Source organism: Brevibacillus sp. GCM10020057, assembly GCF_042683565.1.
Lineage (GTDB): Bacteria > Bacillota > Bacilli > Brevibacillales > Brevibacillaceae > Brevibacillus.
In genome coordinates, this window is sequence record NZ_JBHUJW010000043.1 from 392,103 (window position 1) to 414,794 (window position 22,692).

Consider the following 22,692-nt stretch of genomic DNA (forward strand, 5'->3'; position numbering starts at 1 on the left):
CGTGAAAACGATCTCTTTGACATACCCGTTGCCCGCTGATTTTCAAGCTGACCCTTGCGCAATCGCATTAGGCTACTTCGATGGCGTACATATCGGTCATCGGCGCGTCATCCAGAAAGCGATCGATACCGCCAAGGCAAACGGCTGGCAGAGCACTGTCCTGACGTTTGATCCCCACCCGCGCGAGGTATTGGGGCAAAGCGGCTATACGCGCTACCTGACTCCGCTTGCTGACAAACTGGAGCAATTCGAGAAAATGGGTGTGGACAACACCTATGTCATGAGCTTTGATATCGGCTTTGCCGCTGTTTATCCCGAAGACTTCATTTCAGAGTGCCTCATGCCGCTCGGATGCCGCCATGTCGTGGTCGGCTTTGACTACACCTTTGGGTATCGCGGCATGGGAACCGCCCAGACTTTGCAGGAGATGAGCCAGGGACGCTACGGCCTGGATATCGTCGGACCTGTCAATCGTTTGGGAGAAAAAGTGAGCAGCACCATCATTCGCGAGTATTTGCACGGCGGGGATGTAGAGCAGGTCCATCTCATGCTCGGCCGTCCGTACAAGGTGCGCGGAACTGTCGTACATGGAGACAAGCGCGGACGCACCATCGGCTTCCCGACGGCGAACGTGAAAGTGGCCGCTCCCTATTTGATCGGCAAAAATGGCGTGTACGGAGTCCGCTTCACGGTCGACCAGAAAAGCTACTACGGCGTGATGAACGTAGGCATCAAGCCGACCTTTGAACTCGAAAAGAAAGAAAAATCGCTGGAAGTCCACATTTTTGAGTTCTCCGGCGAGATTTACGGCAAAGACGTAGAAGTGGAGTTTTTATTCTACATTCGCGAAGAACAAAAGTTTTCCGGTGTAGATGCGCTCATCGCGCAGATCCGGCGCGATGTGGAGACAGCCAGACAAAAGTTCAAAGCGTAATGTTCGCAAGCCGCGATTCCTCTTTGCTTTTCCCAAAATGGTATGCTATAATTCAAAACGTTGTACAGATAACCGTAGCTTGGCTGACCGAGGCTCACCGACGGCAGACTCGGCTAACGGTAAAAAAATAAGGAGGTGAGTCATGATGGCATTGACTCAAGAACGTAAAACTCAACTGATCCAAGAGTTCCGTACGCATGAGAACGACACCGGTTCGCCGGAAGTCCAAATCGCTATCCTGACCGAAAACATCAACAACCTGAACGAACACTTGCGCACTCACAAGAAAGATCACCACAGCCGTCGTGGTCTTCTGAAAATGGTAGGTCAACGCCGCAACCTGTTGACATACCTGCGCGAATCTGACGTTCAACGTTACCGTGCGCTGGTAGACCGTCTGGGTCTGCGTCGCTAATTCGCGTTTTGCAAAAAGCGGGTTCACCCCGCTTTTTTCTCTCGTGCAGGAGAGTGCGGCACCGTACGGGCTGCCCTCTCCGAAACGAATAACCTCGCAATCGAAGAAGGACAAGCTTCTTCCCATAGCTTCATATAGAAGCTTTTTTTATTATCCGTGAAAGACTGCCGCTGCCAGCCATTTAATTTTGAGTACGGCAGGAAATAATACATACAGGTAGAAAACAAAGTGTGAACATTCACATTGTCGTGAAGGAGGACTGCTAGCAACATGGAGCAACAATTCCGTACATTTGAATACGAACTGGCAGGCCGCAAGCTGAAGCTCGAATTTGGCAAAATGGCCAAACAGGCGCACGGCTCTGTTCTGGTTCGGTACGGCGATACGGCAATCCTGTCTGCAGTGACGGTCTCGAAGGAACCAAAAGCGCTTGATTTCTTCCCGCTTACCGTCAACTACGAGGAACGTCTCTATGCGGTCGGGAAGATCCCCGGCGGCTTTATTAAAAGAGAAGGTCGTCCGAGTGAAAAGGCGATTCTGGCCAGCCGCTTGATCGACCGTCCCATTCGCCCGCTTTTCGCAGAAGGTTTCCGTAACGACGTACAAATCGTAAATACGGTTCTGTCCGTCGATCAAGACTGCTCGCCTGAAATTGCCGCGATGATCGGGACATCTGCAGCGCTGTGCGTGTCCGAGATTCCGTTTGAAGGACCGATTGCCGGCGTAATCGTCGGCCGTGTCGATGGCCAGTTCATCATCAACCCGACTGTCGCTCAGGCAGAGAAGAGCGATATTCACCTGGTCGTGGCGGGTACCCACGATGCGATCAACATGGTGGAAGCAGGCGCGAATCAGGTGTCGGAAGCAGACATGCTGGAAGCGATCATGACGGGTCACGAAGAGATCAAGAAGCTCGTCGAGTTCCAAAACCAGATCGCGGCAGAGATCGGCAAACCGAAAATGGAAGTGATCCTGCACGAAGTCGATCCGGAAATTGATCGGGCTGTGCGCGATTTTGCCGAAGCGCGTCTGAAGGAAGCCGTGCGTATCGAGGAGAAGCAAGCTCGCTACGATGCGATCGACGACATCAAGGCCGAAACAAGGGAACATTTTGCCGCCTTGAATCCCGATACCTTTGAAGAGCAGGAAAAAATGATCAGCGAAGTGCTGGGCAACATCGTCAAGGATGAAGTTCGCCGTCTGATCACCGAAGAAAAAATTCGCCCCGATGGACGGGCTCTCGATGAAATCCGCCCGCTCTCCAGCGAAGTGGACGTGCTGGCGCGCACACACGGCTCTGCCATGTTTACCCGCGGTCAGACACAGGCACTTAGCGTTTGCACACTCGGCGCACTCGGCGATGTGCAGATTTTGGACGGGCTGGGGCTGGAAGAATCGAAACGCTTCATGCACCACTACAATTTCCCGCCGTACAGCGTAGGGGAAGCACGTCCGCTTCGTCCTCCTGGCCGCCGCGAGATTGGACACGGGGCGCTGGGCGAGAGGGCGATCGAACCGATCATTCCATCGGAGACCGAGTTCCCGTACACCATCCGTCTGGTTTCGGAAGTAATCGAGTCCAACGGCTCCACCTCGCAAGCTTCGATTTGCGCCAGCGTGCTCGCGCTGATGGACGCAGGGGTACCAATCAAGGCACCGGTAGCGGGAATCGCCATGGGTCTGATTATGGGCAAGGACGGAAAATCGTTCTCCATTCTCACTGACATCCAGGGTATGGAAGACCATCTCGGGGACATGGACTTCAAAGTAGCCGGTACAGAAGCCGGGATCACTGCGATTCAGATGGACATCAAAATTTCCGGGATCAACCGTGAAATTCTGGAGATGGCCCTCGAGCAAGCGCGCATTGGCCGTCTGCACATCCTGAAGCACATGATGAGCACGATCTCCAAGCCGCGCGAGACACTGTCTCCATATGCGCCGAAGATCATGACCATCACGATCAACCCGGAAAAAATCCGCGATGTCATCGGTCCTCAAGGCCGCGTCATCAACAAGATTATCGAAGAGACAGGCGTCAAAATCGACATCGAGCAAGACGGCCGCGTCTTCATCGCTTCGGTCAACCACGAGGCGAACCTGCGAGCCAAGCAAATCATCGAAGATCTCGTTCGCGAAGTGGCTGTCGGCCAGACTTATCTGGGTACAGTCAAACGCGTGGAAAAATACGGCGCATTCATCGAGCTGTTCGCGGGCAAAGAAGGGCTTTGCCACATTTCGCAACTGGCTGAAGAGCGCGTAGCCAAAACCGAGGATGTCGTCTCCGTTGGGGACAAAGTTCAGGTGAAGGTAACGGAGATCGACGACCAAGGCCGCATCAACCTCTCCCGCAAGGCTGTCTTGAAGGAGCAGGCGGCAGCGCGGCAAGCAGACTCCGCACCGGCAGCAGCCGAATAAACAACAAGCAAAAGGCTTCGTCACTCGAAGAAATTCGCGTACGGAAGCTTTTTTCTTTTTTCGTCTAAGTCGTGTCCCCGATTCATACATTGGACAAAGAGAGACTTGTACGACGGAAGGAGACGAAAGCCCCGATGACGGAAGCGAAAAGGAGACTTTTGTTTGCTACAGGCTGCGCCATACTGTTCATGCTCCTGCTGAATGTCAAGCCCATTTCGGAATACATAGACGTCATGAAACACCAGAGGGCGATCACTGCTGATAAAAGAATGGGTGACAGGGAGCGCTTGCGCCAGTTGATTGAACAATGGAAGGAAGGCAAGGAAGAAAAGCCGATCGATGCCGTCTACGATAAAAGCTGGAAAGCGGCAATTCCTGGCTACAACGGACGTATAGTAGATGTAGAGGCTTCCATAAACAACATAATCGCAACAGGGAATGAATCTCCGGATGCGCTGGTTTACAAGGAAGTCCCGCCTGCGGTCACCCTGGAACAGTTGGGGATGCTGCCGATCTATCGCGGGAATCCGAAAAAACCCGCAATATCGTTCATGATCAATGTCGCCTGGGGGAACGAATATCTCGACTCGATGCTGGACACGCTGGACAAACACGGCGTAAAGACGACGTTCTTTTTGGATGGTTCGTGGGTGAAGCGCTACCCCGAGGAAGCGAAAAAGATTGCCGCACGTGGCCATGAAATTGGCAATCACGCCTACTCGCATCCGGACATGAAGACGCTTGGACCTCAGCGAATCGAACAGGAGATCGGCAAGACACAGGATGTCATCCAAAAGACGCTCGGAATCAAGCCCACGCTCTTTGCTCCTCCTTCCGGCTCCTTTCATCAGCGCGTCGTGCAAATTGCAGCATCGACGTTTCAAATGAAAACGATCTTGTGGACGGCGGATACCGTGGATTGGCAAAAGCCGTCGCCGGACTGGGTCGTACGCAAAATTTCCCGCCTGATGGGAAACGGCGTCCTCGTGCTGATGCATCCCACTGCCGCCTCGGAGGCGAGCCTCGATCAGCTGCTTAGCATCGCCAGGCAAAAAGGTTTGAAGCCTACCACGGTTTCCGAAGTCATCTCCTCCAGCCGCGTGGTGAAATGAGCCGTATGATCATTTGTTGTGGAGACCAAGGAAGTTTGTTATAGTTAGACGTGTTTACAAGATTTCCCCTTAGATAGTGGGCAGAGACAGATGATCAACCGAGGAGGATGTAAGTGATACAGCGTCATACGTGTGAAAACGGTCTTCGGATCGTGACGGAAAGGATTCCGTCCGTCCGCTCCGTTGCCATTGGCATCTGGGTAGGGACCGGTTCCAAATATGAGAATGAAGCAAATAACGGCATTTCCCACTTTCTGGAGCACATGTTCTTCAAGGGGACGGCTACCCGGTCGGCAAAAGAAATTGCCGAGACCTTCGACGAGATTGGCGGAAATGTGAACGCCTTTACTTCAAAGGAATACACCTGTTACTACGCCCGCGTGCTGGATCAGCATGCGCCGATCGCCCTGGACGTGCTTTCGGATATGTATTTCAACTCCGTCTTTGATGCAGACGAGTTGGAAAAGGAAAAAAATGTAGTCATCGAGGAAATCAGCATGTACGAGGATACGCCAGACGATCTCGTGCACGACTTGATCGCCCGAGCGTCTTATGGAGCGCATCCGCTCGGCTACACCATTCTCGGTACGGAGGACGTGCTGCGCAGCCTGAAGCGCGACGACCTGCTGGCTTACGTCGAGCAGCGCTACTTGCCGGAGAATACAGTCGTTACGGTTGCGGGGAATTTTGACGATAGTCTGATCGAAGATATCCGGAAAAGATTTTCTTCAATCCACCGTTCGTCCCCGTTGCCGACCTTGACGACGCCTGATTTTACGGCCAACATCATCTCCCAGCAAAAGAAGACCGAGCAGGCGCATCTGTGCATATCGCTCCCCGGCTTCCAGGTAGGGCATGAAGAAGTGTACTCCCTCATCCTGTTGAACAACGTGCTGGGCGGCAGCATGAGTTCCCGTTTGTTTCAGGAAATTCGTGAGGAGCGGGGATTGGCGTACTCCGTCTACTCGTATCATTCCTCCTATAAGGAAGCAGGAACGTTTACGGTGTACACGGGTACGGCACAGGAGCACGTCGGACAGGTATTTGACATCGTCGCTCACGTGCTTCGCGATGTTGCCGACCACGGTATTACGGACAAGGAACTGAAAAAAGGCAAGGAACAGTTGAAGGGCAGTCTCATGCTCAGTCTGGAGAGCACCAACAGCCGCATGAGCCGTCTCGGCAAAAACGAACTGCTGCTTGGGCGGCACTTGAGCCTCGACGAGATTTTGGAAAAAATCGACCGGGTATCTCACGAATCGGTCTGGACGGTAGCACAGCAGCTCTTCCGGTCCAAATTGGCGCTGGCGATGGTCAGCCCCCTCGAAGGGTTCCCGGCCAATGTGAAAAACGATATTCTTCTATAAGAACCATTGATTACAGGAAAATCCGGCATAGGCCGGGTTTTTTTGCGTATATCATCAAGTAATCAGGACAAAGGGGGTTCATCTATGCGGCTGAGCGAGCTGGGAGGCAAGGAAATTATTGGCCTGGACACAGGAGAGAAAATGGGAGTGATCAGTGATTCGGATCTCGTTATCCACCCGGAAAGCGGTCAGATCCAGTCGATCATCTTGCCAAAAGGCAGTTTCTTCGGGTTTGGCAAGAAGCGGGAAGACCTCGTCATTCCGTGGACTTCCATCGTGAAAATCGGGCCGGACATGGTCATTATCCAATTGGATCAGCAGGAGACACAAGCTGCGCCAAAGTAGGCACCACTGTCACCGAACCAGGGCAAAGAGAATAGGATGAGGGTAGACCGCAACGTTTTTCATAAACTTTTTCGCATGGAAAAACCTTTGCGTTTCGATCATTTATTGCAGTAAAATGTGTGGAAAGGGGAACGCAGCATGCTAACGGGCATACATGTTGCCTTCATCGGTGGAGACGCTCGCCAGCTGGAAGTAATCAAACGTTGCATCCAACTGGACGCCAGCGTCACCTTAGTTGGTTTCGACAACCTGGAAAGCAATTTCACAGGGGCAACGAAGAAACCATTAACATGCGATGTGTTGAAAGACGTGGACGCCCTCATCCTTCCGATCGTTGGTACGGATGATCAAGGATTCGTGGAAAGTATTTTTTGCTCCAAACAACTGCAGCTGCAAGAAGAGCACGCAGCCAGCCTGCCTAAGCACTGCGTGGTATACACGGGAATGGCGAAACCTTATTTGAAAAGACTGCTCGGCCCCAGGCAGATCCCGCTGGTGGAACTGCTGGAGCGTGATGAGGTCGCGATCTACAACTCCATCCCTACCGTAGAGGGAGCATTGATGATGGCGATTCAAAATACCGATATCACGATTCACGGGTCGCAGTCTCTTGTTTTGGGATTAGGCAGAACCGGATTATCCATGGCTCGGGCACTGCACGCATTGGGAGCGCGAGTCAGAGTGGGGGCTCGGCGTCAGGAACACTTGGCACGCATTTATGAGATGGGAATGACTCCCTTCCATATAAGCGAACTGAAGCAACAAGTGACGAATGCTGATTTTATTTTTAATACCGTCCCGCAATTATTGCTCACTGCTGAAGTGATCGCTCAAATGCCCCAATCGGCGTTCATCCTGGACCTGGCTTCCAAGCCGGGAGGCACCGATTTTCGTTATGCCGAAAGACGAGGCATCAAAGCGCTTCTCGCTCCTGGATTACCTGGAATCGTTGCACCTAAAACCGCAGGACAAATTCTCGCTCAAACTTTGTCTCGTCTCATTGCGGAGCAATCGAAAACCAGGGAGGAGTCATCATGAGTAAACTGCAAGGGAAAACCATCGGCTTTGGCCTGTCAGGATCGCACTGCACCTTGGAGGAAACGATGCCGCAAATCAAGCGGTTCGTGGATGCCGGAGCGCGTGTCATCCCGATTGTGTCGAATACCGTTATGACGACTGATACGCGTTTTGGCACGTCTGCCAGCTGGCAGCAGCAGCTCAAGGAGCTTACGGGAGAAGAGTTGATCTCGACGATTCCCCAGGCGGAACCGCTCGGCCCTTCCAAGCTGCTGGATGCGATGATCATCGCGCCGTGCACGGGAAGCACGACAAGCCGGCTGGCGAACGCCATTACCGACAGCGCCGTGCTGATGGCTGCCAAGGCTACCATGCGCAATCTGCGTCCACTGGTCATCGCGATTTCGACCAACGATGGTCTGGGATTAAATGCGGCCAATATTGCCAAGCTGTTGGCTGCAAAAAATATCTATTTCGTCCCGTTCGGACAGGATGCTCCGGATAAAAAGCCGAATTCGCTTGTAGCCCGCATGGAGCTTCTTCTGGAGACATGTGAGGCGGCACTGGAAGGGCGACAATTGCAACCCTTGCTCATCGAAAGATTCAACTACTGACAAACGACAATGAAACACAAATTCAACCAACCTGTTTTTCGCTATTAGGAGGAGAGTAAGAGATGGCTAATCAGACTTACAATGTCGCTGTCGTAGGTGCCACCGGTGCGGTCGGACAGCAGATGGTTCGCCTTTTGGAAGAGCGCAATTTTCCGGTTAAACAACTCAAGCTGCTTGCTTCCGGACGTTCCGCCGGCAAAACGGTGATGTTCAAGGGGCAAGAAATCGTCCTCGAAGAAGCGACGCCAGACAGCTTTCAAGGAGTCGATTTTGCTCTGTTCAGTGCTGGCGGGGCAGTCAGCAAGGAATTGGCACCCCACGCTGTGCGCCACGGTGCTGTCGTAATCGACAATACCAGCGCATTCCGGATGGACCCGGAAGTTCCGTTGGTCGTTCCGGAAGTTAACATGGAAGCTGCGCTCGCGAACAAAGGAATTATTGCGAATCCGAATTGCTCCACAATTCAGATGGTAGCCGCTCTGAAACCCTTGTATGATCGCTATGGCATTGACCGCATTATCGTATCGACGTATCAGGCTGTGTCCGGTGCGGGTCAATCCGCCATCAACGAGCTGCAACAGCAAAGCCGCGATGTGCTCGATGGCAAGGAACCGGAATGCAAGGTGCTGCCGGTAAGCAAGCTGCCGGTGCATCATCAGATTGCGTTCAATGCGATCCCGCAAATTGATGTGTTCACGGATAACGGGTTTACTTATGAAGAAATGAAAATGGTCAATGAAACCAAGAAAATTTTCGGTGATGATACCGTATTGGTGTCTGCGACATGCGTGCGCATTCCGGTCGTTTACGGGCACAGCGAGTCCGTGTACGTCGAGCTGAAGCAAGACTTTGATGTGGAAGAAGTCAAGTCCTTGCTGGGCAACGCTCCGGGAGTCGTTCTGGTAGACGTGCCGGAAGAGCAGCGCTATCCGCTCGCAACCGATGCCACAGGCAAACTGGACGTATTTGTCGGCCGTGTGCGTCGCGATCTCCATCATCCTCGCGGGCTGCATATGTGGATCGTTTCTGACAACCTTCTCAAAGGCGCGGCATGGAACACGGTTCAAATCGCGGAAGAACTCATCAAAGCAAGAGCATAGGGGAGAGGTTTGTGAAGATTCTCGTCCAGAAGTTCGGCGGTTCTTCCCTGGCGACAGAAGAATGCCGAAATCGGGCTATCTACCATATAGAAAAGGCGATGGAGGGAGGCTATTCCCTCGTCGTAGTCGTATCGGCAATGGGACGCAAAGGCGATCCCTATGCGACCGATACGCTTTTACAGTTGATTCGCAATAATGGGAACCAACTGCCGAGTCGGGAAATGGATATGCTGATGCATACGGGTGAAATCATTTCGGCAACGGTCATGTGCAGCATGCTGAACGCGCGTGGTATCAAGGCGACGATTCTCACGGGCGGCCAGGCAAACATCATCACCAGCGACGATTTCAGCAATGCACAGATTTTGTCGATTGATCCCGTCCGCATCCATAAGGAACTGGAAGCAGGCAACGTTGTCATCGTTCCAGGCTTTCAGGGACGGACAGCAGATTGGGAGATCACTACGCTGGGGCGCGGAGGAAGCGATACGACCGCGACGGCACTGGGAGTTGCCTTGCAGGCAGAGATGGTGGACATTTTCACCGACGTGGAAGGAATCATGACGGCAGACCCGCGGATCGTACAGGAAGCGCAGCCTCTGGCGATGGTGAGCTATACGGAAATTTGCAATATGGCTCATCTCGGAGCCAAGGTGATTCATCCGCGAGCGGTGGAGATCGCGATGCAGGCGAATGTGCCGATTCGCGTGCGCTCGACGTTTTCGGACGACCCTGGGACATTGGTTACCACTATGCTGGAAATTGGCAAACTGGGGCAAACTGTCTATGACCGGGTCGTAATGGGAATCGCCCACGTTCCCAACATTACACAGGTGAAAGTGGCAAACCGGGAAGGCCACTACGACACCCAACTGCAAGTATTCAAGACTATGGCGACGAACAATATCAGCGTTGACTTTATCAATGTGAATCCGTTGGGGGTCGCGTATACCGTCCATGACGAGATGGGCGAAAAAGCGGCCCGTCTGCTGACGGAGCTGGGCTATGAGCCCCAGCTGCTGCCGCATTGCGCGAAAGTGTCTGTGATCGGCGCAGGCATGACGGGAGTCCCCGGCGTCATGGCACAAATCGTCGAAGCGCTGACGCAGGAAGACATCCAAATCCTGCAATCGGCAGACTCCCATACGACGATCTGGGTACTGGTTCACGAGGCGGATATGATCAGAGCTGTTCGCGCACTTCACCAACAATTCAACCTGCACGCACACCACATGTAAGATCGACAATGAGAAGAGGAGTTGGAAGTCAGTGGCACGTTTTGGGCGACTGGTCACCGCTATGGTGACACCGTTCAATGAACAACTGGAGATTGACTACGAAAAGACGGAGCGGCTCATTGATCATTTGCTGGCAACCGGCAGTGAAGGGATCGTCGTGAGCGGGACAACAGGGGAGTCTCCTACCTTGTCCCGGTCGGAAAAACTGGACCTGTTTAAGCACGTTGTCGCGTATGCGAAGGGCAAATGCCATATTATCGCGGGAACAGGCAGCAACGATACCGCATCCAGTGTGGAGTTTACGCAGGCCGTCCAGTCGATTGGCGTAGATGCGGTCATGGTAGTTGCGCCGTACTACAGCCGGCCGTCGCAGGAAGGGTTGTACCAGCACTTCAAGGCAGTGGCGGAAGCTTCTGAACTGCCTGTGATGCTGTACAATGTGCCGGGCAGAACCGCGGTGAACATGACCGCAGAGACTACGCTGCGTCTGGCAGAATTGCCCAACGTGGTCTGCATCAAGGAAGCGTCTGGCAACCTGTCGCAAATGGCCAAAATCATCGAGCATGCTCCTGAAGGCTTTGAGCTGTACAGCGGGGACGACGGCTTGACATTGCCGGTACTCGCGATCGGGGGCGTCGGCATTGTGAGTGTAGCCAGTCACGTCGTCGGCCGTCAGATGACAGAGATGATCCAGTCGTTCCTGCAGGGCGACCACGTGGCAGCGGCCGGCATGCATCGCAAACTGCTGCCCGTGTTTGAAGGACTGTTTGCTTATCCGAGCCCAGGGCCGACAAAAGCGGCTCTGAAGAAGCTGGGTGTAGAGGTAGGCGGATTGCGCTTGCCGCTGGTAGAGCTGACCGAACAGGAAAAAGCATTCGTACATTCCTTGCTTGATTAATCATAGCGAAAGAAGGAGAGCCATTCCCCGCCGGGATTGGCTCTTTTTCCTTGTGTTCATGTTTTCACTTCGGGTATAATGAATGTAAGTGATTTGGGGCGGTTTTTATTGAGTGGACATGACAACTAAATATAGGAGGTTACACGTTTTGGCAAAGTCGAATCACTCTGTTCTCATTTTCGCCCTGGGCGGAGTCGGCGAAATTGGGAAGAACATGTACGTGGTACAAACCGAGGATGACATCGTTGTGATTGATGCCGGATTGAAATTCCCGGAGGAAGAAATGCTGGGAATTGACATGGTAATTCCGGATATCACTTACCTCGAGGAGCATCGCGACAAGGTTCGGGGGATTATTGTAACGCACGGACACGAAGACCATATCGGGGGTCTTAGCTATGTGCTGAAGCACCTGAATGTACCGGTCTACGCGACAAAACTTACCCTGGGACTGATCGATGCAAAATTGAAGGAAGCGGGCATCCTAAATGACACGAAGCGCGTTTTGATCAACAGTGACTCGGAGATCGTCCTCGGCAAGATGAAAGCGACCTTTTTCCGCGTGAACCACAGCATCCCGGATTGTGTCGGGGTATGCCTGGATACACCGGAAGGGTATATCGTCCACACGGGGGACTTCAAATTTGATCAGACGCCGATCAACAACCAGACTGCTGACCTTGCCAAAATGGCAATGATTGGCGACCGTGGCGTGTTGTGCCTGTTGTCCGACAGTACCAATGCCGAGCGGCCCGGTTTTACCGGATCGGAACGTTCCGTCGGCATTGCGATCAAAGATGTGTTCAGTAAAGCCACTGGCCGCATCATCATCTCTACCTTCGCATCCAACGTACACCGCATTCAGCAAGTCGTGGATGCAGCTGCCCAATTCAACCGAAAGCTGACAGTAGTAGGCAGGAGCATGCAAAACGTCATCAACATCAGCCGCGAGCTCGGCTACCTTTTCGTACCGGAAGGGTTGATTGTTGATACGGACGAAATCAACAAATTGCCAGCTGAACAAGTGGCGATTCTGTCAACTGGAAGCCAGGGAGAGCCGATGTCTGCTCTCACGCGAATGGCCCGATCCGCCCATCGGAAAATTGACATCCTTCCAGGCGACACCGTCATCATCGCCGCCACTCCCATTCCCGGGAATGAAAAATACGTGGCGCGCACAATCGATCAATTATCCCGCATCGGCGCCGAAGTCATTTACGGCGGCCATGGACCAAACGGAACCGTCCACGTCTCCGGTCATGGCAGCCAGGAAGAACTGCGTCTGATGCTGAACTTGATGAAGCCGAAGTATTTCATCCCGATTCACGGCGAATACCGCATGTTGAAGACCCATTCGCTGCTGGCGGAACAGGTGGGAGTGCCCCAGGAAAACATCTTTTTGCTGGATAACGGCGATACGGTGGAAATTTCCGGCGGCAAAGCCCGTTACGGTCCAAAAGTCCATGCAGGCAATGTCCTCATCGACGGATTGGGTGTTGGTGATGTAGGAAACATCGTGCTTAGAGACCGCAAATTACTATCTCAAGATGGAATACTGGTAGTTGTCGTTACACTCAGTAAACAAAATGGCACGATCTTGTCCGGTCCAGATATTATTTCCCGCGGATTCGTCTATGTCCGCGAATCCGAAGAATTGCTGGATGAGGCAAATCGCATAGTGACCCAAACACTTGTCAAATGCATGGAAGAAAACGTAAATGAATGGTCTTCTCTCAAAAATAACGTCAAAGAGGCGTTGGGACGCTACTTGTATGAACAAACGCGTCGCCGTCCGATGATCCTTCCGATTATCATGGAAGTGTAGAGAGTGTTCTTGGAAAGCCGAGAATCCAGCGTAAAAGCCGGATTTTCGGCTTTTTGCATTTGATTGGCAACGGCGCATGTTTTTCCCTCGGCACAACCATACTAACAGAGGAAAGTGAGGGAGGATCATTCATGTCAAAGCAACCATTCACCGATTTTTTGAATCGGCCGCCATTTGCAAGTGCCATGACAAACAAGCAAAGCACTCCGCAGCGCGGACCTGCTGATGAGCAAGAGCCGTCTGCCCCCCCGCCCGGGGAAGCGCCTGGACCTGAAGATCCCAAGAAAAAGCTGCTCGAATCCATTACGCAACTGGGACAGACGAACGTGCCCCAGCTGGAAAGCAATATTTATTGTATGAGCATCATCGGGCAAGTAGAAGGACATATTCAGTTACCGCCGCAAAACAAGACGACCAAATATGAGCATCTCATCCCCCAGTTGGTCGCAGCCGAACAGAACAAAAAGATTGAGGGAGTGCTTGTGATCCTCAATACGGTTGGGGGAGATGTCGAAGCGGGACTGGCGATCGCGGAGATGGTCGCTTCCTTGTCCAAGCCGGTCGTCACATTGGTGCTCGGTGGCGGGCACAGCATCGGGGTTCCGATTGCCGTAGCAGGGACGTACTCGTTCATCGCCGAGACCGCGACGATGACGATTCATCCCATTCGCTTGACAGGGCTTGTCATCAGCGTGCCGCAAACGTTTGAGTATCTCGATAAGATGCAGGATCGCGTCGTCAGCTTCATCGCCAGACACTCCAAGATTACGGAGGAGCAATTCCGCGAACTCATGACGAGAACAGGCGAATTGACGCGAGATATCGGCACGAATGTGATCGGAGCCGATGCGGTCAAATACGGGCTGATCGATGAGGTCGGCGGACTGGGCAAGGCGTTGAACAAGCTGAACGAGCTGATCGAAAAGGCTCGCAACGGGCGAGACGAGGTGCTGCAATGATTTTATACTCGGTTATGCCGATGGAGATCGTCTTCGCCAATATGGATGTGGTCGAAAAGCAAGAGCTGAAGGAGGTTGTCCACGGACATGCGACGATGCTGGTAGAACAGACGGGCCCTTTTGAAGGCAGGATTGTGCGATTGATCAGCCCGGACCCCCAGGATTACCTGAAGCCGCAATACGCGCCAGGCCAGACCGTTCGCTTCCAGCCGGAATGGAACACCTAAGAAGTCCTGTATTTCTATGAATTTCCTGTGTTATACTAGAAATGTACGAACAGCAGCCGAACAGCAGACGGCTGCCTTTTTCCCATTTGCAGTACATATCTGAAAAAATCGGCAAAAGGAGGCGTGCCATCTGAGTAGAAGAAAAAGAGAACAGTCGCAAGCGGCATTGGCCTCAGTTGTCAAAATAGAATTGCTGGGGTTGATCGTGATCGTCCTGTCGCTGATCGGGCTTTTGGAAAGCGGATGGCTGGGGAAAAACGTCCTCGCCTTTTTATTCCGCTTCATTGCGGGGTCTTGGGATTTTACCATCCCCGTGCTGCTGATCGGAATGGCGATCCACATGATGTTCACGCGGAAGATGCCGCGGCTGACCTATCGGGTGCTGGGCATTGTGCTCATCGCGCTCGCTGTGTTTACGTGGGACCACCTCATCCTCTACAAGCAAGTGACGGCAGACGGCAAATTCGCCGAGCAGAGCATCATCCGCGTCACCTGGGACAGACTTTGGCTCGACCATAGCCAGAAAGTATCGACGACCGGCGTCGGGGGAGGAATGGCTGGAGCGCTTGTTTTCGCCATTTGCAACAGCCTCGTCGGGACAATCGGAACTGGCATCATCATCGTGTTTCTGTTTCTGGTGGGCATCATGTTCCTGTTCAATCTTTCCTACGTCAATATTTTGTTGACCCTCCGTGACAAAGCTGCACAAATGTACGCAAAAGCCAAAGAAACGGTCAAGGATTCCGTCCAGCTCCTGCAGGAGGAAAGCGAAAAGCGCAGGCAGGAGGCAAAAGAGGCGCGGGAAGCTCACATGGCGAAGCAAGCGGCTGAAGCCGACGCCGCTATTGTCGTACCGGTGATCCACGACATGCATGACAGCTATTCTCCAGCGGAGGAAGTGAAGGTCGCCCCTGTCATTCGTGACTTTGCGGACCGGATCGCCATGGAAGAACAGGAGCAGCCGGTTCAGGCAAGTCGGGCGAAGAGCGAGCCTGCGCCGAAGCAAGAGATTACATTCTCCCTGGAAGGGGAGGAAGAAATCTTCGGCACGCTGGAAACGGAGGAGGGAGCCCATCCCGCGATGCCGTACGAGCTGCCGAGCCTGCAAATGCTCTCGCGGCCAAGGACAACAGGTGCGGGGAAAGACGTGGATCATACGCTGAATGCGAACAAGCTCGTCCAGACGTTGAAAAGCTTTGGAGTGAACGCGACTGTATCCGAAATCCATCGCGGCCCGGCAGTTACCCGTTATGAGGTCCAGCCGGCGACAGGGGTGAAGGTCAGCCGAATCGTCAGCTTGACGGATGATCTGGCATTGGCTCTCGCTGCCAAAGACATTCGCATCGAGGCGCCGATTCCGGGGAAATCCGCGATTGGCATTGAAGTGCCCAATTCGGAGGTGGCGGTCGTTTCCTTGCGAGAAGTGTTGGAATCGCCTCCCTATCAGGATGCGCCGGGCAAGCTCACGGTCGCTTTGGGCAGAGATATTTCTGGCGAGCCGATCGTCGCCGACTTGTCGAAAATGCCCCATCTGCTCGTGGCTGGTGCGACGGGAAGCGGAAAGTCCGTCTGCATCAACGGGCTGATCATGAGCATTCTGTTCAAGGCAAAGCCGGACGAGGTCAAGCTCATGATGGTCGACCCGAAAATGGTCGAACTGAACGTCTACAACGGCATCCCTCATCTGCTGGCGCCTGTCGTGACCGATCCGCGCCGCGCATCGGTCGCCCTGAAAAAGGTTGTGGCGGAAATGGAACGCCGTTACAATCTGTTCGCCAAAACAGGCAGCCGCAATATCGAGATGTACAATGCACAGGCAGAAGGAGCGCCGCTGCCGTATATCGTCGTTATCGTAGACGAATTGGCAGATTTGATGATGGTTGCGCCCGGAGAGGTTGAAGATGCGATTTGCCGCCTCGCACAGATGGCACGTGCGTCCGGTATCCATCTGATCATCGCCACGCAGCGCCCGTCTGTTGACGTCATTACCGGTGTGATCAAGGCGAACATCCCGTCCCGTATCGCCTTTGGCGTATCCTCGATGGCGGACTCGCGGACGATTTTGGACATGGGAGGCGCCGAGAAGCTGCTGGGAAGAGGCGACATGCTCTTCCTTCCGATGGGAGCGTCCAAGCCGCTTCGCGTTCAGGGGGCATTCGTCTCGGACAAGGAAGTAGAAGAAGTAGTTCTCTTTGTCAAAGAACAGCAGGAAGCGCGTTACAGCGAAGAAATGATCCCGGGCGATGTGCAGGAAGAACAGGCTCCCGTCGTCGATGACGAACTGTACGAGCAAGCCGTGCAGATCGTCTCCGAAGCACAGACGGCATCGGCTTCGCTCTTGCAGCGGCGCCTGCGCGTAGGCTATACCCGCGCCGCCCGCCTGATCGACATGATGGAGGCGCAGGGCGTGGTTGGCCCCTATGAAGGCAGCAAGCCGAGAGAAGTGCGGCTCCCGCGGCCTTCGATCGAAAGCAATATCTCTTGATCGAAGTCATTCGCAGGAGCAGTTTTACCTACTGGGCGTGTCGTCATGGCATTGTTTATGATTTTCCCCACGTATTCAAAATATTTGGCTTGCATGATACACGCCCGCTAGGTTAAAATTTTTACGAGATTGAAGGAAATTGTTGTGTCGTTTCCCATACGTATCAGAGGTCTGACGTCCTACCTGTTGGGATGGTTAATGGACAGCAGGAGTGAATGACATGAGCATCAAAGGGAATGTTCGATCACTTTGTCTCTTGGTGATGGATAAGATCAAGGGAGATATCGAATCTGGTCAACTGCGTCCTGGCGAGCGTTTGCCTTCCGAAGCTGAACTGTCAAAACAGTTAGGCGTTAGCAGGGCGACACTCCGCGAGGCGCTCCGCCTTCTGGAAGAAGAAAAAATTGTCATCCGTCGGCACGGTGTAGGCACTTTTATCAATTCCAAACCTGTTTTTTCAGGCGGGATTGGGGAACTCTTTAGTGTGACGGATGCGATTGAGCGTCAAGGATATTCGGCAGGAACCATGATCCTGAAGACATTCTTTGGCGAGTCCGGGGACGAAGAGCGAAAGAAGCTGTCGCTGAATCCGGGCGAAGGTGTGCTGACCGTCGAGCGCATTCGTACAGCTGACGGAGAACCTGTGGTCTATTGTGTGGATCGCATCCCTGCCCGTCTGGTTCCAGAAGGCTACTCACAAGTAGGAGAGTCCATCTTTACATGGCTGGAGAGTGTGACTGGGCTTCGCATTGCATACGCCGTAGCCGAGATTGTTCCCATGGGCTACATTGAAAAGGTTTCCAACCTGTTGCAATGCGACAAATCTACGCCACTTCTCTTGCTGAAACAGATTCACTACGACGAGAGTGAACGGCCTGTGCTTTATTCCCATAACTACTTCAGAGCCGACAAAATTCACTTCCACGTCGTGCGGAGACGGTTGTAATTGTGGGGGAGACCTCACTCAACAATTTCATTCAACTAATAACAGGGGGTATTCTCAAATGAAGAAAGTTCTTTCCGTGCTGTCTGTGGCAGCTCTCAGTCTGTCGCTGGTACTGGCTGGGTGTGGCAACAAACCAGAAGCACAACCTCAAGGCCAAGCTTCTCAAGGCGGAGCGGCTGGCGGCGCAGTTCCTACCGTTAAAATCGGTATGGTAACAGACGTTGGCGGTGTGAATGACAACTCCTTCAACCAAAGCGCTTGGGAAGGTCTGCAAAAACTGCAAGCTGACCTGAATCTCCCGAAAGAAAACGTAAACTATCTTCAATCCACCAGCGATGCGGACTACGTGCCAAACCTGACCCAATTTGTCAAAGACAAGTGGGATCTGACCTGGGGAATCGGTTTCCTGATGGGTGACCACCTGAAAAAAGTGGCTGACGAAAACAAGGACGCGAAAATGGCGATCATCGACGCTGAAGTAGATGCGCCAAACGTGGAATCCGTACTGTTCAAAGAGCATGAAGGTTCCTTCCTCGCAGGTGTAGTTGCAGCGAAAATGACCAAAACGAAAAAAGTTGGTTTCGTGGGCGGGGTAGAAATCCCGGTAATCAAACGTTTTGAAGTGGGCTTTGAAGCAGGTGTGAAAGCAGTCGACCCAAGTGTGCAAGTTATCAAAGTGTACACAGGCGCTTTCGACAAACCTGACCTCGGCAAATCCACCGCTTCCCAAATGTACGGCCAAGGCGCCGACATCATCTTCCACGCTTCCGGCGGTACTGGCGACGGCGTATTCAACGAAGCAAAAGACCGTAAAGCAAAAGGCGAAAATGTATGGGTAATCGGTGTAGACAAAGACCAGTCCCTGACTTTCGGCGATGACATCACCCTGACCTCCATGGTGAAACGTGTAGACCAGGCTGTTTATCGTGTGTCCAAAGACCTCATCGACGGCAAATTCCAAGGCGGCATCAAATGGCTGGGCCTGGCTGAAGACGGTGTGGGTCTCGCAGATACTTCCAGCAAAAACGTTCCGGCAGACGTTCTGAAGCTCGTTGATGAATACAAGCAAAAAATCATCAAAGGCGAAATCACAGTACCTGAAAAATAATTACATCGAAGCTGCACACGGACAAGGCTAGTTCGAGCAACTAGCCTTGTTCTTTACCTTTGAACTAGACCCACAAAAACGGGGGGAACATGGTTGAATCCGGTAAAGACTGTTGTTGAAATGCGAGGAATTACCAAACGTTTCCCAGGGATCATCGCGAACGATAGCATCTCGCTATCCGTCAAACACGGGGAAATTCACGCCCTTCTCGGCGAGAACGGCGCAGGCAAGTCGACTCTTATGAACATCCTGTTTGGTCTTTATCAACCTGATGAAGGTGAAATCCTTATCAATGAGAGGCCGGTCAAGATCACAAGCCCCAATGTAGCGAACGAGCTCGGCATTGGCATGGTTCATCAGCACTTTATGTTGGTAGAAACTTTTACGGTAACAGAAAACATCGTATTAGGAAACGAACCGAAAAACGGGTTGCAGATAGATATCAAGAAAGCAGAGGAAGCTGTAGAAAAGCTTTCCATTCAGTATGGGCTGAAAGTGGACCCGCGAGCAAAAATCCAGGACATTTCCGTGGGCATGCAGCAGCGCGTGGAGATCTTGAAAACGCTCTATCGCGGGGCAGACATCCTCATTTTCGATGAGCCGACAGCCGTACTGACGCCGCAGGAAATCAACGAGCTGATCGAAATTATGCACAACCTGGTAAAAGAAGGCAAGACGATCATCCTGATTACGCACAAGCTGAAGGAAATCATGGCGGTGTGCGATGCAGTGACGATCATCCGCAGAGGGAAAGTCGTTGATTCTGTACTGGTCAAGGATACGAATCCGGACGATCTGGCGGCGAAAATGGTGGGACGCGAAGTCAATTTTCGCGTGGACAAGCAGCCGTCCCAGCCCAAACAAACGATTCTTGCTGTGGAAAATCTCACCGCAATGGGCAATCGCGGCGTAAATGCCTTAAACAACCTCAGCCTGGAAGTACGGGCAGGGGAAGTTCTCGGGATCGCGGGTGTCGACGGCAACGGGCAGAGCGAACTGATCGAGGTACTGACAGGCCTGCGTAAAGCGTCGAGCGGGCGCGTACTTCTTAATGGGAAAGACATCACAAATCAGCCGCCGCGGAGCATCTCCGAATCGGGCCTGTCGCACATTCCGGAAGACCGCCATAAACGTGGACTGGTTTTGGATTTCACCATGAGCGAGAACATGGTTTTGGAAACGTATTTTCATCCGACGTTCAACAAGAACGGCTTTCTCGATTATGGCGCCATTGACAAGCACGCGGCCAAACTCATCGAAGAGTTTGACGTGCGCACGCCGAGTATTCATACCCCTGCACGGGCGCTTTCCGGGGGGAATCAGCAGAAGGCGATTATCGCCCGGGAAGTGGACAAAAACCCGGACCTCCTGATTGCCGCACAGCCGACGCGCGGTCTGGACGTAGGGGCGATCGAGTTTATCCATCGCAGACTGATCGAACAGCGGGATAAAGGAAAGGCAGTTCTGTTGATCTCGCTGGAACTGGATGAAGTGATCAATGTGTCCGATCGGATTGCGGTCATTTACGAGGGAAGTATCGTAGGAATCGTCGATGCGAAGACGACGTCCGAACAGGAGCTTGGCTTGATGATGTCTGGAGGAAAACGGATGCAAGGAGGGGGAAACGATGAATAGGGTCATAGCGGTATTTACAAAGGAGTCGTTTCTCGTCCCGCTTGTCGCGATCGTCCTGGGGCTGGTGACCGGTGCCATCGCGATGCTGGCAGGCGGCTTTAATCCGGTGCAGGCGTACGTGGCGCTCATCGAAAAAGTTTTTGGCAGTGCATACAACTTCGGTGAAACCATTCGCCAGATTACTCCGCTCATTTTCACAGGTCTTGCCGTGGCTTTTGCGTTTCGGACCGGTCTGTTCAACATCGGGGCAGAAGGGCAATTCATCGTCGGGATGATTGCTTCTACGGTAGTCGGGGTATCTTTGGATCTGCCTGCCTACATTCACGCCCCTCTCGCCATTATTGCAGGGGCGGTAGCGGGCGGCCTGTGGGGCGCTATCGCCGGCTATCTGAAAGCAGCGCGCGGAGTCAATGAAGTCATCACCAGCATCATGCTGAACTGGGTGGCGCTGTATTTGGCCAACTGGGTAATGAATGCCTTTTTCGTGCCTTCGGGCCAACAGCGTTCCGAAATGATTCACGACTCGGCTTCCATTACGGTCGGCTGGCTCTCTGACATGTTCGACAGTGCGCGTCTGCATTGGGGCACCTTGCTTGCTGTACTTGCAGCTATTTTCTTTTACATTGTCCTATGGAAAACGAAAACCGGCTATGAACTGCGTGCCGTTGGTCTGAATCCACATGCTTCCGAATATGCAGGGATGAACGTGAACCGCAATGTCGTGAAAGCGATGTTCATCGGCGGCATGTTCGCCGGTATTGGCGGTGCGTGTGAAATTTTGGGGGTCTTCCATTACCAGGCGATCATGACGGCCCAGCCAGGGTACGGTTTTGACGGGATCGCCGTGGCGTTGATCGGCGGCAATACGCCGCTTGGGGTCGTGCTTGGCGCGATCTTGTTCGGAATTCTTACATTCGGTGCGGCGGGCATGAAGTTCGGGGCCGGTGTACCGGTTGAGCTGATTCGCATCGTCATCGCCTCTGTCATTTTCTTTGTGGCTGCACATGGCATCGTATCGATTTTTGTGAAACCAATCATGAAGAAGAAAAAGGAAGGTGGAAACTGATGGATTGGGGATTAATTATTAGCAACCTCGTTCATGACACCATCGTGTTTTCCACTGCCTTGATTTTTGCGGCGCTTGGCGGATTGTATTCGGAACGATCCGGTGTCGTGAACATTGCGCTCGAAGGCATGATGATCATCGGGGCCTTTACCGGCGCTGTCATCACCTATGCTTTTCAGGATTCCTTTGCGGCTGGAGCGCCGTGGATCGGCTTTCTCGCGGCCGGGATTGCCGGGGCGATCTTCGCGCTGCCTCACGCGGTCGCTTCCGTGACTTTCAAGGCGGATCAGACCGTCAGCGGCGTTGCCCTCAACTTTTTGGCAGCAGGTCTGTCTGTGTACCTGACCAAAATCATTTTTCACGGGGCAGGGCAAACGACAACACTGACGAGCGTATTCGGTAAATGGAGCATTCCGGTGCTGCACGATATTCCTTATGTGGGCCACGCCATTTTTGAGGCATACCCAACCAGCTACCTCGCCTTTATCATGGTGTTCGTCACCTGGTACCTCGTGTTCAAAACGCCATTCGGTCTTCGTCTGCGGGCAGTCGGCGAGCATCCGCGCGCAGCGGACACGGTGGGCATCAACGTGAAAAAAATGCGCTACACAGCCGTTATGATCAGCGGTGTGCTCGCTGCCTGGGGTGGAGCGACGATCTCGCTGACGACGACCAGCAACTTTTCCCACAATACGGTTTCCGGCCAAGGCTTCATCGCCATCGCCGCCCTGATTTTCGGGAAATGGCATCCGGCCGGGGCGATGGGAGCGGCGCTGTTCTTCGGGGTAGCGCAAGCGATCAAGTCGCTGGTGCAAATCTTCGGATTGACCAAGTATGTACCGACCGAATTCATTTTCATGCTGCCGTACGTGTTGACGATTCTCGTCATGGCTGGGCTGGTAGGCCGCTCGAATGCGCCTGCAGCGTTGGGCAAACCGTACGATACAGGCTCTCGCTAGTTGACATAATTTGCGTCTGGAAGC

The 22,692-nt window shown here is 53.1% G+C and carries 20 protein-coding genes; all 20 read left to right on the plus strand.

The window, feature by feature from the left end; genetic code table 11:
- Position 1: 1 nt before the first annotated feature.
- Positions 2-934 (plus strand): bifunctional riboflavin kinase/FAD synthetase, encoded by a 933-nt coding sequence (locus ACFSO0_RS15585; RefSeq protein WP_376881745.1) that lies wholly within the window; start codon positions 2-4, stop codon positions 932-934.
- Positions 935-1,079: 145 nt separating this feature from the next.
- Positions 1,080-1,349, plus strand: a complete 270-nt coding sequence (rpsO, locus tag ACFSO0_RS15590) for a 30S ribosomal protein S15 (RefSeq protein ID WP_376883215.1) — start codon at positions 1,080-1,082, stop codon at positions 1,347-1,349.
- Positions 1,350-1,619: 270 nt separating this feature from the next.
- The gene (pnp, locus tag ACFSO0_RS15595; RefSeq protein WP_376881747.1) at positions 1,620-3,767 is read left to right on the plus strand and encodes a polyribonucleotide nucleotidyltransferase; all 2,148 of its coding nucleotides are present in this window, start codon (positions 1,620-1,622) and stop codon (positions 3,765-3,767) included.
- A 134-nt stretch (positions 3,768-3,901) separates the two neighbouring features.
- The gene (locus ACFSO0_RS15600) at positions 3,902-4,879 is read left to right on the plus strand and encodes a polysaccharide deacetylase family protein (protein WP_376881748.1); all 978 of its coding nucleotides are present in this window, start codon (positions 3,902-3,904) and stop codon (positions 4,877-4,879) included.
- A gap of 113 nt (positions 4,880-4,992) precedes the next feature.
- Positions 4,993-6,246 (plus strand): M16 family metallopeptidase, encoded by a 1,254-nt coding sequence (locus tag ACFSO0_RS15605; protein WP_376881749.1) that lies wholly within the window; start codon positions 4,993-4,995, stop codon positions 6,244-6,246.
- 84 nt (positions 6,247-6,330) lie between these two features.
- Positions 6,331-6,591 carry a YlmC/YmxH family sporulation protein gene (locus ACFSO0_RS15610; protein WP_376881750.1) on the plus strand — a complete coding sequence of 87 codons (261 nt, stop codon included), beginning with the start codon at positions 6,331-6,333 and terminating at the stop codon, positions 6,589-6,591.
- Positions 6,592-6,729: 138 nt separating this feature from the next.
- Positions 6,730-7,629 carry a dipicolinate synthase subunit DpsA gene (dpsA, locus tag ACFSO0_RS15615; RefSeq protein ID WP_376881752.1) on the plus strand — a complete coding sequence of 300 codons (900 nt, stop codon included), beginning with the start codon at positions 6,730-6,732 and terminating at the stop codon, positions 7,627-7,629.
- Positions 7,626-8,222 (plus strand): dipicolinate synthase subunit B, encoded by a 597-nt coding sequence (locus tag ACFSO0_RS15620; protein WP_376881753.1) that lies wholly within the window; start codon positions 7,626-7,628, stop codon positions 8,220-8,222. Before dpsA ends, ACFSO0_RS15620 begins: the two co-directional genes overlap by 4 nt.
- 62 nt (positions 8,223-8,284) lie before the next feature.
- Positions 8,285-9,322 carry an aspartate-semialdehyde dehydrogenase gene (locus ACFSO0_RS15625; protein ID WP_376881754.1) on the plus strand — a complete coding sequence of 346 codons (1,038 nt, stop codon included), beginning with the start codon at positions 8,285-8,287 and terminating at the stop codon, positions 9,320-9,322.
- 11 nt (positions 9,323-9,333) lie between these two features.
- Positions 9,334-10,560 carry an aspartate kinase gene (gene dapG / locus ACFSO0_RS15630; RefSeq protein ID WP_376881755.1) on the plus strand — a complete coding sequence of 409 codons (1,227 nt, stop codon included), beginning with the start codon at positions 9,334-9,336 and terminating at the stop codon, positions 10,558-10,560.
- Positions 10,561-10,591: 31 nt separating this feature from the next.
- Positions 10,592-11,458, plus strand: a complete 867-nt coding sequence (dapA, locus tag ACFSO0_RS15635; protein WP_376881757.1) for a 4-hydroxy-tetrahydrodipicolinate synthase — start codon at positions 10,592-10,594, stop codon at positions 11,456-11,458.
- A 118-nt stretch (positions 11,459-11,576) separates the two neighbouring features.
- A complete protein-coding gene (locus ACFSO0_RS15640) occupies positions 11,577-13,283 on the plus strand; it encodes a ribonuclease J (RefSeq protein ID WP_483862243.1) in 1,707 nt (568 codons plus the stop codon).
- Between the two features lie 131 nt (positions 13,284-13,414).
- Positions 13,415-14,242, plus strand: coding sequence for a ClpP family protease (locus ACFSO0_RS15645; RefSeq protein WP_376881760.1), 828 nt, complete (start codon positions 13,415-13,417; stop codon positions 14,240-14,242).
- On the plus strand, positions 14,239-14,469 hold the full coding sequence (locus ACFSO0_RS15650; protein ID WP_376881762.1) for a YlzJ-like family protein: 231 nt from the start codon (positions 14,239-14,241) through the stop codon (positions 14,467-14,469). Before ACFSO0_RS15645 ends, ACFSO0_RS15650 begins: the two co-directional genes overlap by 4 nt.
- A 130-nt stretch (positions 14,470-14,599) precedes the next feature.
- Positions 14,600-16,954, plus strand: coding sequence for an FtsK/SpoIIIE family DNA translocase (locus ACFSO0_RS15655; protein WP_376883217.1), 2,355 nt, complete (start codon positions 14,600-14,602; stop codon positions 16,952-16,954).
- 220 nt (positions 16,955-17,174) lie between these two features.
- Complete coding sequence (locus ACFSO0_RS15660; RefSeq protein ID WP_376881763.1) at positions 17,175-17,900, plus strand: GntR family transcriptional regulator; 726 nt, start codon at positions 17,175-17,177, stop codon at positions 17,898-17,900.
- Positions 17,901-17,958: 58 nt separating this feature from the next.
- Positions 17,959-19,008 (plus strand): BMP family lipoprotein, encoded by a 1,050-nt coding sequence (locus ACFSO0_RS15665; RefSeq protein WP_376881765.1) that lies wholly within the window; start codon positions 17,959-17,961, stop codon positions 19,006-19,008.
- Positions 19,009-19,128: 120 nt separating this feature from the next.
- Positions 19,129-20,643: an ABC transporter ATP-binding protein gene (locus ACFSO0_RS15670; RefSeq protein WP_376883219.1), complete on the plus strand. Its 1,515-nt coding sequence runs from the start codon at positions 19,129-19,131 to the stop codon at positions 20,641-20,643.
- On the plus strand, positions 20,636-21,709 hold the full coding sequence (locus tag ACFSO0_RS15675) for an ABC transporter permease (protein ID WP_376881766.1): 1,074 nt from the start codon (positions 20,636-20,638) through the stop codon (positions 21,707-21,709). Before ACFSO0_RS15670 ends, ACFSO0_RS15675 begins: the two co-directional genes overlap by 8 nt.
- Entirely contained in the window at positions 21,709-22,668 is a 960-nt protein-coding gene (locus tag ACFSO0_RS15680) for an ABC transporter permease (protein WP_376881768.1), read from the plus strand. Before ACFSO0_RS15675 ends, ACFSO0_RS15680 begins: the two co-directional genes overlap by 1 nt.
- The last annotated feature ends 24 nt before the right edge of the window (positions 22,669-22,692 follow it).

Coding starts and splice junctions, on each gene's coding strand:
- rpsO (WP_376883215.1), top strand. CDS start 1,080: ATGGCATTGACTCAAGAACGTAAAACTCAACTGATCCAAGAGTTCCGT.
- pnp (WP_376881747.1), top strand. CDS start 1,620: ATGGAGCAACAATTCCGTACATTTGAATACGAACTGGCAGGCCGCAAG.
- ACFSO0_RS15600 (WP_376881748.1), top strand. CDS start 3,902: ATGACGGAAGCGAAAAGGAGACTTTTGTTTGCTACAGGCTGCGCCATA.
- ACFSO0_RS15610 (WP_376881750.1), top strand. CDS start 6,331: ATGCGGCTGAGCGAGCTGGGAGGCAAGGAAATTATTGGCCTGGACACA.
- dpsA (WP_376881752.1), top strand. CDS start 6,730: ATGCTAACGGGCATACATGTTGCCTTCATCGGTGGAGACGCTCGCCAG.
- ACFSO0_RS15620 (WP_376881753.1), top strand. CDS start 7,626: ATGAGTAAACTGCAAGGGAAAACCATCGGCTTTGGCCTGTCAGGATCG.
- ACFSO0_RS15625 (WP_376881754.1), top strand. CDS start 8,285: ATGGCTAATCAGACTTACAATGTCGCTGTCGTAGGTGCCACCGGTGCG.
- ACFSO0_RS15640 (WP_483862243.1), top strand. CDS start 11,577: ATGACAACTAAATATAGGAGGTTACACGTTTTGGCAAAGTCGAATCAC.
- ACFSO0_RS15645 (WP_376881760.1), top strand. CDS start 13,415: ATGTCAAAGCAACCATTCACCGATTTTTTGAATCGGCCGCCATTTGCA.
- ACFSO0_RS15650 (WP_376881762.1), top strand. CDS start 14,239: ATGATTTTATACTCGGTTATGCCGATGGAGATCGTCTTCGCCAATATG.
- ACFSO0_RS15660 (WP_376881763.1), top strand. CDS start 17,175: ATGAGCATCAAAGGGAATGTTCGATCACTTTGTCTCTTGGTGATGGAT.
- ACFSO0_RS15665 (WP_376881765.1), top strand. CDS start 17,959: ATGAAGAAAGTTCTTTCCGTGCTGTCTGTGGCAGCTCTCAGTCTGTCG.
- ACFSO0_RS15670 (WP_376883219.1), top strand. CDS start 19,129: ATGCGAGGAATTACCAAACGTTTCCCAGGGATCATCGCGAACGATAGC.
- ACFSO0_RS15675 (WP_376881766.1), top strand. CDS start 20,636: ATGAATAGGGTCATAGCGGTATTTACAAAGGAGTCGTTTCTCGTCCCG.
- ACFSO0_RS15680 (WP_376881768.1), top strand. CDS start 21,709: ATGGATTGGGGATTAATTATTAGCAACCTCGTTCATGACACCATCGTG.